Origin of the sequence: Pseudocitrobacter faecalis, assembly GCF_965231525.1 — a bacterium.
Lineage (GTDB): Bacteria > Pseudomonadota > Gammaproteobacteria > Enterobacterales > Enterobacteriaceae > Pseudocitrobacter > Pseudocitrobacter faecalis.
In genome coordinates, this window is record NZ_CBDDNJ010000002.1 from 3675852 (window position 1) to 3687984 (window position 12133).

Here is a 12133-nt window from a genome sequence, read left to right on the forward strand (position 1 = left end):
AGCCCGCTATGGGAATGGAAAACTACAATCCGCCGCAGGATCCGTGGCTGGTTATTCTCTATCAGGACGAGCACATTATGGTGGTCAACAAGCCGAGCGGCTTGTTGTCCGTGCCGGGCCGTCAGGAAGAGCATAAAGACAGCGTGATGCTGCGTGTGCAGCGCGACTATCCGCAGGCCGAATCCGTCCATCGACTGGATATGGCAACCAGCGGCGTCATTGTGGTGGCCCTGACCAAAGCGGCTGAGCGTGAGCTTAAACGTCAGTTCCGCGAACGCGAGCCGAAAAAGCAGTACGTGGCGCGCGTTTGGGGACATCCGAAGCCGGAAGAGGGTCTGGTGGATTTACCGCTGATTTGCGACTGGCCGAACCGGCCTAAGCAGAAGGTGTGTTATGAAACCGGCAAAGCGGCGCAGACCGAGTATGAAGTGCTGGAGTACGCGGACGACAATACCGCCCGCGTGTTGCTAAAGCCGATTACCGGGCGCTCGCACCAGTTGCGCGTGCATATGCTGGCGTTAGGGCATCCCATTCTGGGCGACCGCTTTTACGCGACACCCGAAGCGCTGGCGATGGCTCCACGTCTGTTGCTACATGCACAGACGCTGACGATTACGCATCCGGCGTTTGGCAACAGTATGACGTTTAAAGCGCCGGTGGATTTTTGAGGCCTCTGCGGGCTGATGCCCTCACCCCGGCCCTCTCCCGCAGGGAGAGGGAGAAAACCGCACCGTCTGTTCCCTCTCCCTGTGGGAGAGGGTTAGGGTGAGGGGCGCCCACCACACAATCTTACTTAAACCCTTTCTGTTCCTTAATCAGCTCGTACGCACTCTGAATTTCCTGCGCTTTTTGCTTCGCCATCTCCATCATTTCCGGCGGTAAACCTTTCGCCACCAGTTTATCCGGATGATGTTCGCTCATCAGCTTGCGGTACGCACGTTTAATGGTCGTCGCATCGTCAGTACTTTTCACGCCGAGCACATTACAGGCATCTTCCAGCGTCGGGCCACGCTGCGCCTGTTGCCAGCCGCCTGCGCCTTGAGATTGCTGCTGATAACCGCCACCAAACTGCGCCCCGCCCTGCATCATGCGCAGGAACTGATCGAACTGCGCGCGTGAAATCCCGAGTTCTTCGGCAATCACATACAGCACATCGCGTTCATTTGGATGCAATGAACCGTCGGCAAATGCCGCCTGAATCTGAATTTCAAGAAACATCCTAATCAGATCGAAACGACCAAAGCAGACGCTACGGAACTGACGCATTTTTTCGCGCAGCGGGTAGTTATCTGATTTGCCCACACGAAACGCTTGCTGCGCTGCGGTACGCGATGCACCGTGCAGATTCATTCTGTCCATCAACAGGCTGGCGATATGAATATCCGCCTCCGTAACACGCCCTTTCGATTTGGTCAGGTGGCCCATGACTTCAAAGGTGGTGGAAAAGAAGAGGGACTGACGCTCCTGTTGATTCGCAAACCAGTTCATCCGGCGGCTGCGCGCCTTATCAAACATGTGTCCCACGAGTAAACCGAGGACGACGCCCCAGAACCCGCCACCCATCATTAAGGCGATGGCCACACCAATCACTTTACCCCAATACTGCATATACTCCCCAAATCGTCATGCCAGCGGCTAAAATATGCATTATCATACCCGTCATTCAATGCCGTGCCTAACACCTCTGGCCGGGACGGGCAGGATAAGTACTAGCGTCAAGCCGTTGAGTACGTTAGTCTCTGACCGTTTGCAAGCCGCAATGCTATAGATGACGGAACAACAAATACAACGTATGAAAAAACGTATTCCCACCCTCCTGGCGACGATGATTGCCAGTGCCTTGTACAGCCAGCAGGGCATGGCTGCCGATCTCGCTTCGCAATGTATGCTAGGCGTGCCGAGCTACGACCGTCCATTAGTGAAAGGCGAGACCAACGATCTGCCTGTCACCATTAACGCCGATCACGCAAAAGGGAATTACCCTGATAACGCGGTGTTTACGGGCAATGTCGATATCAACCAGGGAAATAGCCGCTTGCAGGCAGATGAAGTTCAGCTTCATCAAAAACAGCCTGAAGGCCAGACTGCGCCCGTGCGCACGGTTGATGCCCTCGGTAATGTACACTATGACGATAACCAGGTGATCCTGAAAGGTCCGAAAGCCTGGTCGAATCTCAATACCAAAGATACCAACGTCTGGGAAGGTGATTACCAGATGGTGGGTCGCCAGGGCCGCGGAACAGCGGATCTGATGAAACAGCGCGGCGAAAACCGTTATACCATTCTCGAAAACGGTACCTTCACGTCATGTCTGCCGGGTTCCAATACCTGGAGCGTTGTTGGTTCTGAAGTTATTCAGGACCGTGAAGAAGAAGTTGCGGAAATCTGGAACGCCCGTTTTAAAGTGGGCCCGGTTCCGATTTTTTATAGCCCTTATTTACAGTTACCGATCGGCGATAAGCGTCGTTCCGGCTTCCTGATCCCCAATGCCCGGTACAGCACCAAGAACTACTTTGAGTTCTACTTGCCGTACTACTGGAACATCGCGCCGAACATGGATGCGACCATCACGCCGCACTATATGCACCGACGTGGCGGCATCATGTGGGAAAACGAGTTCCGCTATCTGACCAAGGCGGGCGCGGGTTTGATGGAACTCGACTATCTGCCGTCGGATAAAGTCTACAGCGATGAGCACCCGGATGACGATAACAGCCGTCGCTGGATGTTCTACTGGCGTCATGCCGGCGTGCTGGATCAGGTGTGGCGCTTTAACGTCGACTACACCAAAGTCAGCGACCCGAACTATTTCAACGACTTTGACTCCAAGTACGGCTCCAGTACCGACGGCTACGCGACGCAAAAATTCAGCGTTGGCTATGCGGTGCAGAACTTCGACGCCACCGTGTCGACAAAACAGTTCCAGGTCTTCGACCGAACCAACAGTAACTCTTACTCTGCCGAGCCGCAGCTGGATGTAAACTTCTATCAAAACGATGTGGGGCCGTTCGATACGCGTATCTACGGTCAGGCGGTGAATTTTGTTAACACCAACAGCGATCGTCCGGAAGCGACGCGTCTGCACCTTGAGCCGACGATAAACCTGCCGCTGTCTAACGGTTGGGGTAGCCTGAATACCGAAGCGAAGCTGTTAGCTACTCATTATCAACAAAAGAACGTTGAAAACACCCGGTACGATGACTCGGTTAACCGTGTGATGCCGCAGTTTAAAGTCGACGGCAAAATGGTGTTTGAGCGCGATATGGACTGGTCTGCGGGTTATACCCAGACGCTGGAACCGCGCGCACAGTACCTCTACGTGCCATATCGCGATCAAAGCAACATCTACAACTACGACTCATCGCTGCTGCAATCCGACTACAGCGGGCTGTTCCGTGACCGTACCTACGGCGGCCTTGACCGCATTGCGTCAGCCAACCAGGTGACGACCGGTCTCACATCTCGCGTTTATGATGAGTCTGCGGTTGAACGTTTTAACGTTTCTATTGGTCAAATCTACTATTTCACCGAGTCTCGTACCGGTGATGATACAACGACCTGGCAAAATGATAACAACACCGGTTCACTGGTGTGGGCGGGAGACACCTATTTACGTCTGACCGACCGTTGGGGCCTGCGTGGCGGCATCCAGTACGATAAACGTCTGGATAACATCTCCACCAGCAGTACTACCCTTGAGTATCGCCGTGACCAGGATCGTTTAGTCCAGCTGAGCTACCGTTATGCCAGCCCGGAATATATCCAGGCGACATTACCGTCTAACTACTCGACGTCAGAGCAGTATAAGAACGGGATTTCTCAGGTGGGCGGTATAGCCAGTTGGCCGATCGCCGATCGCTGGTCTGTTGTTGGCGCGTACTACTTCGACACCAACAGCCACAAACCGGCCGATCAAATGCTGGGTGTGCAGTATAACTCCTGCTGCTATGCCATCCGTGTTGGCTACGAACGTAAGCTGAACGGCTGGGATAACGAAGGGGCGAAAGATCACGCCGTATACGATAACGTAATCGGCTTTAATATTGAGCTTCGTGGATTGAGTTCGAACTATGGTCTGGGTACCCAGCAAATGCTGCGTTCGAATATTCTGCCGTACCAGAACTCGCTGTAACGACACTGACAGAAACTTAAGCCGCCGAGCGGTTTGTTAATTGAAATGGAAAAAGTATGAAGAACTGGAAAACGCTGCTTCTTGGTATCGCGTTAGTCGCGAATACCAGTTTCGCCGCCCCGCAGGTTGTCGATAAAGTAGCAGCCGTCGTAAACAATGGTGTCGTACTTGAGAGCGACGTCAACGGTCTGATGCAATCCGTCAAACTCAACGCCGGCCAGGCAGGACAACAACTGCCGGACGACGCGACTCTGCGCCACCAGATTCTGGAACGTCTGATCATGGATCAGATCATGTTGCAGATGGGTCAGAAAATGGGCATCAAAATTTCTGACGATCAGTTGGATCAAGCTATCGCCAACATCGCGAAGCAGAACAACATGACAACGGATCAGATGCGCAGCCGTCTGGCTTACGATGGGCTGAACTACAGCACCTATCGTGATCAGATCCGCAAAGAGATGATCATCTCTGAAGTGCGTAACAACGAAGTGCGTCGTCGCGTTTCCGTCCTGCCGCAGGAAGTGGACGCGCTGGCAAGCCAGATTGGCGACCAGAACGATGCCAGCACTGAACTGAATCTGAGTCACATCCTGATCCCGCTGCCGGAAAACCCCTCTTCTGACCAGGTGAACGAAGCACAAAGCCAGGCAGAATCCATCGTTGAGCAGGCGCGCGGCGGTGCGGATTTTGGCAAACTCGCTATCTCCTACTCTGCTGACCAGCAGGCGCTGAAAGGCGGCCAAATGGGTTGGGGGCGCATTCAGGAGCTGCCGGGCATCTTTGCTCAGGCGCTGACTACCGCCAAAAAAGGCGATATCGTTGGCCCGATTCGTTCCGGCGTTGGCTTCCATATCCTGAAAATCAACGATATGCGCGGCGGCTCTCAAAGCATCTCCGTGACCGAAGTGCACTCTCGCCACATTCTGCTGAAACCGTCGCCCATCATGACCGACGAACAGGCACGCGTGAAGCTTGAGCAGGTTGCCGCCGATATTCGTAGCGGTAAAACCACCTTCGATAAAGCGGCAAAAGAGCTGTCTCAGGATCCCGGTTCTGCCAACCAGGGCGGCGATTTAGGTTGGGCAACGCCGGATATGTACGATCCTGCATTCCGCGATGCGCTGATGAAACTGAATAAAGGCCAGATGAGCGCTCCGGTTCACTCCTCTTTCGGCTGGCACTTAATCGAATTGCTGGACACCCGTAAGGTTGACCGCACCGATGCCGCGCAGAAAGACAAAGCCTACCGCATGCTGATGAACCGTAAGTTCTCTGAAGAAGCGGCAACCTGGATGCAGGAACAGCGCGCCAGCGCCTATGTCAAAATTCTGAGCAACTAATGACGACAACCCATCGTGTGGTGATCACGCCCGGCGAACCCGCCGGGATTGGTCCGGATCTGGTTATCCAGCTCGCCCAGCGCGATTGGCCCGTTGAACTGGTGGTGTGCGCCGATGGCGCACTCCTCAGTGAGCGAGCCACGCTTCTCGGCCTTCCGCTTTCTCTTCTGCCTTACTCCCCTAACGAATCCGCCCAACCGCAACGCGCCGGTACGCTCACCCTGCTTTCTGTGCCGCTACGCGCGCCAGTGACGCCTGGCGAGCTTAACGTGCAGAATGGTCACTATGTGGTGGATACGCTGGCACGCGCCTGTGACGGCTGCCTGAGTGGTGAATTTGCCGCTTTGATTACCGGGCCGGTACATAAGGGCATCATTAACGACGCGGGCGTGCCTTTTACCGGGCATACGGAGTTCTTTGAAGAGCGCTCGCACGCGGCGAAAGTGGTGATGATGCTGGCGACGGAAGAACTGCGTGTGGCGCTGGCGACGACACACCTGCCATTAAAGGACGTGAGCGATGCAATCACGGTCGACTTGCTCGACGAAGTGATCACCATTTTGCATCACGACCTGCAAACCAAATTTGGCATCGCCCATCCGCATATTCTGGTGTGCGGCCTCAACCCGCATGCGGGAGAAGGCGGTCATATGGGGACGGAAGAGATAGACACCATTATCCCGGTGCTGAATACGCTGCGCGCGAAAGGCATGAATCTGAGTGGGCCGCTGCCTGCCGATACCCTTTTCCAGCCCAAGTATCTTGATAATGCCGACGCGGTGCTCGCAATGTACCACGATCAGGGCCTACCCGTGCTAAAATACCAGGGCTTTGGCCGTGGCGTGAATATCACCCTCGGTTTACCCTTTATTCGAACCTCTGTTGACCACGGCACAGCCCTTGAACTGGCAGGCCACGGAAAAGCAGAGGTCGGCAGTTTTATTACGGCGCTTAATCTCGCCATCAAAATGATTGTTAACTCTAAATGAATAATCGAGTCCACCAGGGCCACTTAGCCCGTAAACGCTTCGGGCAAAACTTCCTTAACGATCAGTTCGTTATCGACAGCATCGTTTCGGCGATCAATCCGCAAAAAGGCCAGGCGATGGTTGAAATCGGCCCGGGTCTTGCCGCATTGACTGAGCCGGTTGGCGAACGCCTTGACGAACTGACCGTCATCGAACTTGACCGTGACCTTGCCGCACGTCTGAAAACCCACCCGTTCCTGGGGCCAAAGCTGACCATTTATCAGCAGGATGCCATGACCATGAATTTCGGTGAGCTTTCACAAACACTGGGTCAGCCACTACGCGTCTTCGGCAACCTGCCGTATAACATCTCGACGCCGCTGATGTTCCATCTGTTTAGCTATACTAATGCGATCGCCGACATGCACTTCATGTTGCAAAAAGAGGTGGTTAACCGTCTGGTTGCAGGCCCGAACAGCAAGGCGTATGGTCGTTTAACGGTGATGGCGCAGTATTACTGCCAGGTTATCCCGGTACTCGAAGTGCCGCCGAGCGCCTTTACGCCACCGCCTAAAGTCGATTCCGCCGTCGTGCGTCTGGTGCCGCACAGCACCATGCCGTATCCGGTGAAAGACGTTCGCGTGCTGAGCCGCATCACCACAGAGGCGTTTAACCAGCGTCGTAAAACGATCCGCAACAGTCTCGGCAACCTGTTCAGCGTTGAAGTTCTGACAGAACTGGGCGTCGATCCGACCATGCGGGCAGAAAATATCTCTGTTGCGCAGTACTGCAAGATGGCCAACTATCTGGCAGAGAACGCGCCGCCGAAGGAGAGCTAGACCATGATTGATTCGCCTCGAGTTTGCGTCCAGGTTCAAAGTGTTTACATTGAATCGCAGTCTCTACCGGAAGAAGAGCGTTATGTCTTCGCTTACACGGTAACCATCCGCAACCTCGGGCGAACTCAGGTTCAGCTACTGAGTCGTTACTGGCTTATTACCAACGGTCATGGCCGTGAAACCGAAGTACAAGGCGAGGGCGTCGTTGGCGTCCAGCCGCATATCGCCCCCGGTGACGAATATCAGTACACCAGCGGCGCGGTACTGGAAACCCCGCTTGGCACCATGCAGGGCCACTATGAAATGGTCGATATCGACGGCAATCCGTTCTCTATCGACATTCCCGTATTCCGTCTCTTTGTCCCGACACTAATCCATTAAAAACACATGGCTACATACCTTATTGGCGACATTCACGGTTGCTTTGATGAGTTGATCGCATTGCTCGATCAGGTGGAGTTTACTCCAGGGACAGACACGCTGTGGCTGACCGGCGATCTGGTCGCGCGCGGCCCCGGCTCTCTGGACGTGCTGCGCTATGTCAAATCGATGGGCGATAACGTACGTATTGTTCTCGGCAACCATGACCTGCATCTGCTGGCGGTGTTTGCGGGGATCAGCCGCAATAAGCCCAAAGACCGTCTTAACGCGCTGCTGGAAGCGCCAGACGCTGACGACCTGCTCAACTGGCTACGTCGCCAGCCACTGATGCAGGTAGATGAAGAGAAGAAACTGGTGATGGCTCACGCCGGGTTCACGCCGCAATGGGACATGGAAACCGCGAAACAGTGCGCGCGTGACGTTGAAGCCGTGCTGTCGAGCGACTCCTATCCCTTCTTCCTCGATGCGATGTATGGCGATATGCCGAATAACTGGTCGCCGCAGTTAACTGGCCTGGCGCGTCTGCGGTTTATCACTAATGCCTTCACCCGCATGCGCTACTGTTTCCCGAACGGGCAACTCGATATGTACACCAAAGAAGCGCCGGAAAACGCCCCTGCGCCGCTGAAACCCTGGTTTGCGATTCCCGGGCCGGTCACGGATGAGTACAGCGTGGTGTTTGGCCACTGGGCGTCTCTGGAAGGTCGTGGTACGCCGGAAGGCGTCTATGCACTGGATACGGGATGTTGCTGGGGCGGGGACTTAACCTGCCTGCGCTGGGAAGATAAGCAGTATTTCACTCAGGCGTCGAATCGACATATCGATCCAAGAATGGGCGAGGCTGTGGCGTCCTGACCCCTCACCCTAACCCTCTCCCACAAGGAGAGGGAAACGTCTCTGCTCAATATTGAACCCGGCACCGATTTTCTCCCTCTCCCTGTGGGAGAGGGCCGGGGTGAGGGCCCCTATCGGCGCTCTAAAATCTCAAAACAATAACTATGCGAATTCTGCTCATCCGCGTCGTGGAATTCGCTAAACACGGATTCCCACTGGTCCGGATCGTAATCCGGGAAGTGCGTGTCGCCTTCCACTTCCGCATCAATATGCGTCAGATACAGCTTGTGCGCTTTCGGCAGGAACTGCTCGTAAATACGACCGCCGCCAATCACCATAATTTCTTCGACATCGCCGCAGGCGGCAATGGCTTCATCCACCGATTTCACCCACTGGACGCGATCGTCAGTACCCGGCTGGCTGCTGATAACGATGTTTTTACGGCCCGGCAGCGGGCGACCGATCGATTCCCAGGTCAGGCGACCCATCACGACAGGTTTGTTAAGCGTGTTGCGTTTAAACCACGCCAGATCGGCGGGGAGATTCCAGGGCATGGCGTTTTCCATGCCGATGACGCGATCTACCGCTAGCGCAGCAATCAGACTGATCATTGAGTGTTTCCCGGATACAAAAAAATTGTCGCCACTATACGGAAAGCATAATCTTTCGTCGACTGGGCGCAGAGTAAAGAATACGAAAATTTTCAGAATTGCTGGCGAGCCCACGGGAGTGAAGTGGACCGCCAGCATTACAGGTAAGTAGAAACAGCGAGTTAGCCGTAAACCCTGCGTAACATCACATTTTGACTATCAGGCGGACGGCTTCACTTCAGGCTCATCCGCGGGGTTGCCGCTGTGTTTGCCCTCTTCCGTTCCCTGCCAGCCGTGACGCTGGATAACCGACAGATGATTGCGATCTTCATTGATGATTTCCGTCAGCATCGCGCTGGTGCGTTTGAACACCGCCGCACGCGTCGACGCATCGCTCTCAGCCATTTCCACCATCTCTTCCACCATACGCGTGTTAAAGCGGCGGAACAGATCAGCGCGTTCACGCGCCTCATAAGCACCCAGCCCCAGCGACTCCAGCGCCATGCGGCCCGATTTCAACGCGCCTTCGAAGGTTTCACGTTCCGGCGATTCCACCCCGGCCTGACGCAGTTGAATGTAATGCTCGACGTCGCGTGCGCGGGCGATAATCGTCAGGTTCGGGAAGTGCTCTTTCACCAGTTCAGTCAACTGTAAGCTGGTTTGCGGATCGTCAATAGCGTTAATCAGGACTTCCGCTTTCGCGGCCCCGGCGGATTCCAGCATATCGACGCGCGTCGCATCGCCGTAAAAGACCTTCATGTCGAATTTACGCAGGGTATCAACGTGGTCTGGATCGTGATCGAGGATCACCATTTTCACGCCGCTGGAGAGCAGCAGACGACCGGTAATCTGACCATAACGACCAAAGCCCGCAATAATTACGCGCGGCTGCTCTTCATCAATCTGATCCGCTTCACGCTGCTCACCGCCGCTTTTACGTGCTTCCATACGGGTCAGCAGTACCAGCAGAATCGGCGTCGCCGCCATCGACAAGGCAACCGCCAGCGTCAGAGCTTTCGCCCAGTCAGCATCCAGCACGTTCGCCATCTGCGCCGCGCCAAAGACCACGAACGCGAATTCACTCCCCTGCCCCAGCAGCACCGCAAACCAGGCACGCTGCGAGCGCGGCACCTGCAAGGGTTTAGCGATAAGCCACAACATTACCGATTTGATAATCAGGAAGCCAAACAACAGCGTAATGATGCGCAGCGGATGATCGATAAGCGTACCAAAGTCGATAGACATGCCGACGCCAATGAAGAACAGCCCCAGCAGCAAGCCTTTGAACGGTTCAATATCGCTTTCCAGCGCGTGTCGATACTCGGAACTCGCCAGCAGTACACCCGCCAGAAACGCGCCCATCGCCATCGACAAACCCACTTCTTCCAGCAGCAAACCGAAGCCGAAGACCAGGAACAGCGCCACGGCGCTGAACACTTCGCGCAGGCCGGAACGCGCCACAAAACGCAGCACCGGGCGCGTGACGTAGCGCCCCAGCAGGACAACCAGCACCAGTGCCCCTGCAACCTTAAGCGCAGAAAACGCAAATGCGCCCAGCGTGGTGGATGCGCCGCTGGTTGCCAGTAGCGGAATCATCGCCACCAGCGGGATTGCCGCGATATCCTGGAACAGCAGCACCGCAAACGCGCTACGCCCGACCTGGGAGACGGTCAAGTTACGCTCGTTCATCGCCTGCATGGCAATCGCCGTTGATGAGAGCGCCAGCGTCATGCCGATCAGTTCCGCCACCTGCCAGCGCAGGCCAAGGAACATACAGAACAGGCCAATCAACACGCCGCACACCACCATTTGCAGCAGGCCACCGCCGAAGACCGAGGCGCGCAGTTTCCACAACCGTTTCGGGTCGAGTTCAAGGCCGATGACAAACAGCATCAGCACCACGCCGATTTCCGCAAAGTGCAGAATAGATTCGGCATCCGTCACCAGACGGAAGCCCCACGGGCCGATAATACAGCCGGCAATCAAGTAGCCCAGCACCGAGCCCAGGCCGAGACGAACCGCAATCGGCACAATCAGCGCCGCGGAGCCCAGATAAATCAGCGCCTGAATCAGAGTATGGTTATCCACGATTATCCTCCTGCCAGGCCAGCAAACGCTGTTTGTAGTGACGCGCCTTCGCCTGCAGCGTTTCTTCGTCACAGATAAAGGTGCTATGAAGCGTAAACGGCGGCAACCATTTCAGGCCACAGTAAATCGCCGTCGCTTCCAGCGGCTGCGCCAGCACATCGAACCCAGGGTGGGAGCCAATCTCAAAATGGCTTTCCGCCCCACCCGTGGTGACCGCCCAGAGCATACTTTTGCCGTGCAGCGCGGTTCCGCCATGACCATACGCCCAGCCGTGCGACAGCACTTTGTCCATCCATAGCTTAAGGAGTGGCGGCATGCTGTACCACTGCATGGGGTGTTGAAGGATGATGAGGTCGGCGCGACTCAGTGCATCCTGCTCCGCGGCGATATCGATATTGAAATCTGGATAGAGGCTGTAGAGCGAGCGAATCTCTACGTCGTCCAGCGTCCTTACCTGATCAAGCATCCGCTTATTCGCATGCGAGTGCTGCGGATAAGGATGCGCATAAATAATGAGAATCATGTTTAGCCTGTTATCACTGCATTATTGTTATGTAACAGCAACAGTGTAGACCGCCAGGAGCCTGGCTAACAGAACAATTAGGGGGGAGTTGTGCGGTGGGCACGTGGGTGGCCGCCGCCACCCATCGTCAAATCAAAATCAGTTGTTGAGCTCGTTCATAGATTTAACCTGGTCACGGTTAATCTGCTCAGTTTTGCCGGTTTCAGCATTTTCATAAGAGACCAGTCCGGTGTCATCATCCACCTGCGGCTTGCCGTCAGTTACGATCGTGCGGCCATCGGTAGTTTTCACAGACTGATTCGATGAACAGCCCGCGACGGTGAACAGTGCTGCGGCAGTTAAAATAGAGGTGATTACGATACGTTTTTGCATGATGTTCTCCCTGTTCTCAGACGTCTTATGTCAATTAATTGTTAACTATAGACTAACGTGCTG

At 55.1% G+C, this 12133-nt stretch carries 12 protein-coding genes; 7 read left to right on the forward strand and 5 right to left on the reverse strand.

Translation table 11 applies throughout. From position 1 onward, the window contains the following. Positions 1 to 8 precede the first annotated feature (8 nt). Positions 9 to 668: a bifunctional tRNA pseudouridine(32) synthase/23S rRNA pseudouridine(746) synthase RluA gene (rluA, locus tag ACOXYR_RS17905; RefSeq protein ID WP_108475515.1), complete on the forward strand. Its 660-nt coding sequence runs from the start codon at positions 9 to 11 to the stop codon at positions 666 to 668. 121 nt (positions 669 to 789) lie between these two features. On the opposite strand, the gene djlA is transcribed toward rluA, so the two are convergent. Then, positions 790 to 1608 carry a co-chaperone DjlA gene (gene djlA, locus ACOXYR_RS17910; protein ID WP_108475514.1) on the reverse strand — a complete coding sequence of 273 codons (819 nt, stop codon included), beginning with the start codon at positions 1606 to 1608 and terminating at the stop codon, positions 790 to 792. Positions 1609 to 1792: 184 nt separating this feature from the next. Here djlA and lptD point away from each other — a divergent pair, with 184 nt between their 5' ends. Genes lptD through apaH form a run of 6 tightly spaced genes read left to right on the forward strand, consistent with a single transcriptional unit; the run spans position 1793 to position 8518 of the window. Further along, positions 1793 to 4132, forward strand: coding sequence for an LPS assembly protein LptD (lptD, locus tag ACOXYR_RS17915; protein ID WP_350436701.1), 2340 nt, complete (start codon positions 1793 to 1795; stop codon positions 4130 to 4132). Between the two features lie 56 nt (positions 4133 to 4188). Beyond that, on the forward strand, positions 4189 to 5475 hold the full coding sequence (gene surA, locus ACOXYR_RS17920; protein ID WP_108475512.1) for a peptidylprolyl isomerase SurA: 1287 nt from the start codon (positions 4189 to 4191) through the stop codon (positions 5473 to 5475). Continuing rightward, complete coding sequence (pdxA, locus tag ACOXYR_RS17925; protein WP_113858242.1) at positions 5475 to 6464, forward strand: 4-hydroxythreonine-4-phosphate dehydrogenase PdxA; 990 nt, start codon at positions 5475 to 5477, stop codon at positions 6462 to 6464. The genes surA and pdxA overlap by 1 nt, the downstream gene beginning before the upstream one ends. Further along, positions 6461 to 7282, forward strand: coding sequence for a 16S rRNA (adenine(1518)-N(6)/adenine(1519)-N(6))-dimethyltransferase RsmA (gene rsmA, locus ACOXYR_RS17930; RefSeq protein WP_108475510.1), 822 nt, complete (start codon positions 6461 to 6463; stop codon positions 7280 to 7282). The genes pdxA and rsmA overlap by 4 nt, the downstream gene beginning before the upstream one ends. Positions 7283 to 7285: 3 nt before the next feature. After that, entirely contained in the window at positions 7286 to 7663 is a 378-nt protein-coding gene (gene apaG / locus ACOXYR_RS17935; protein ID WP_113858240.1) for a Co2+/Mg2+ efflux protein ApaG, read from the forward strand. Positions 7664 to 7669: 6 nt separating this feature from the next. After that, on the forward strand, positions 7670 to 8518 hold the full coding sequence (apaH, locus tag ACOXYR_RS17940) for a bis(5'-nucleosyl)-tetraphosphatase (symmetrical) ApaH (protein WP_421355784.1): 849 nt from the start codon (positions 7670 to 7672) through the stop codon (positions 8516 to 8518). Between the two features lie 110 nt (positions 8519 to 8628). On the opposite strand, the gene folA is transcribed toward apaH, so the two are convergent. From folA to ACOXYR_RS17960, 4 genes are all read right to left on the reverse strand, one after another. Then, positions 8629 to 9108, reverse strand: coding sequence for a type 3 dihydrofolate reductase (folA, locus tag ACOXYR_RS17945; protein WP_108475507.1), 480 nt, complete (start codon positions 9106 to 9108; stop codon positions 8629 to 8631). Between the two features lie 198 nt (positions 9109 to 9306). Beyond that, a complete protein-coding gene (gene kefC, locus ACOXYR_RS17950) occupies positions 9307 to 11175 on the reverse strand; it encodes a glutathione-regulated potassium-efflux system protein KefC (RefSeq protein ID WP_113858238.1) in 1869 nt (622 codons plus the stop codon). Then, positions 11168 to 11698, reverse strand: a complete 531-nt coding sequence (gene kefF / locus ACOXYR_RS17955; protein WP_108475505.1) for a glutathione-regulated potassium-efflux system oxidoreductase KefF — start codon at positions 11696 to 11698, stop codon at positions 11168 to 11170. Before kefF ends, kefC begins: the two co-directional genes overlap by 8 nt. Before the next feature lie 138 nt (positions 11699 to 11836). Continuing rightward, entirely contained in the window at positions 11837 to 12070 is a 234-nt protein-coding gene (locus tag ACOXYR_RS17960) for a YgdI/YgdR family lipoprotein (protein ID WP_015965963.1), read from the reverse strand. Positions 12071 to 12133: the final 63 nt, after the last annotated feature.

What these genes read in the sequence shown, in the direction of transcription:
- rluA (WP_108475515.1), top strand. Translation starts at nt 9, where the DNA reads ATGGGAATGGAAAACTACAATCCGCCGCAGGATCCGTGGCTGGTTATT.
- djlA (WP_108475514.1), bottom strand. Translation starts at nt 1,608, where the DNA reads ATGCAGTATTGGGGTAAAGTGATTGGTGTGGCCATCGCCTTAATGATG.
- lptD (WP_350436701.1), top strand. Translation starts at nt 1,793, where the DNA reads ATGAAAAAACGTATTCCCACCCTCCTGGCGACGATGATTGCCAGTGCC.
- ACOXYR_RS17960 (WP_015965963.1), bottom strand. Translation starts at nt 12,070, where the DNA reads ATGCAAAAACGTATCGTAATCACCTCTATTTTAACTGCCGCAGCACTG.
- apaG (WP_113858240.1), top strand. Translation starts at nt 7,286, where the DNA reads ATGATTGATTCGCCTCGAGTTTGCGTCCAGGTTCAAAGTGTTTACATT.
- kefF (WP_108475505.1), bottom strand. Translation starts at nt 11,698, where the DNA reads ATGATTCTCATTATTTATGCGCATCCTTATCCGCAGCACTCGCATGCG.
- rsmA (WP_108475510.1), top strand. Translation starts at nt 6,461, where the DNA reads ATGAATAATCGAGTCCACCAGGGCCACTTAGCCCGTAAACGCTTCGGG.
- surA (WP_108475512.1), top strand. Translation starts at nt 4,189, where the DNA reads ATGAAGAACTGGAAAACGCTGCTTCTTGGTATCGCGTTAGTCGCGAAT.
- apaH (WP_421355784.1), top strand. Translation starts at nt 7,670, where the DNA reads ATGGCTACATACCTTATTGGCGACATTCACGGTTGCTTTGATGAGTTG.
- pdxA (WP_113858242.1), top strand. Translation starts at nt 5,475, where the DNA reads ATGACGACAACCCATCGTGTGGTGATCACGCCCGGCGAACCCGCCGGG.
- folA (WP_108475507.1), bottom strand. Translation starts at nt 9,108, where the DNA reads ATGATCAGTCTGATTGCTGCGCTAGCGGTAGATCGCGTCATCGGCATG.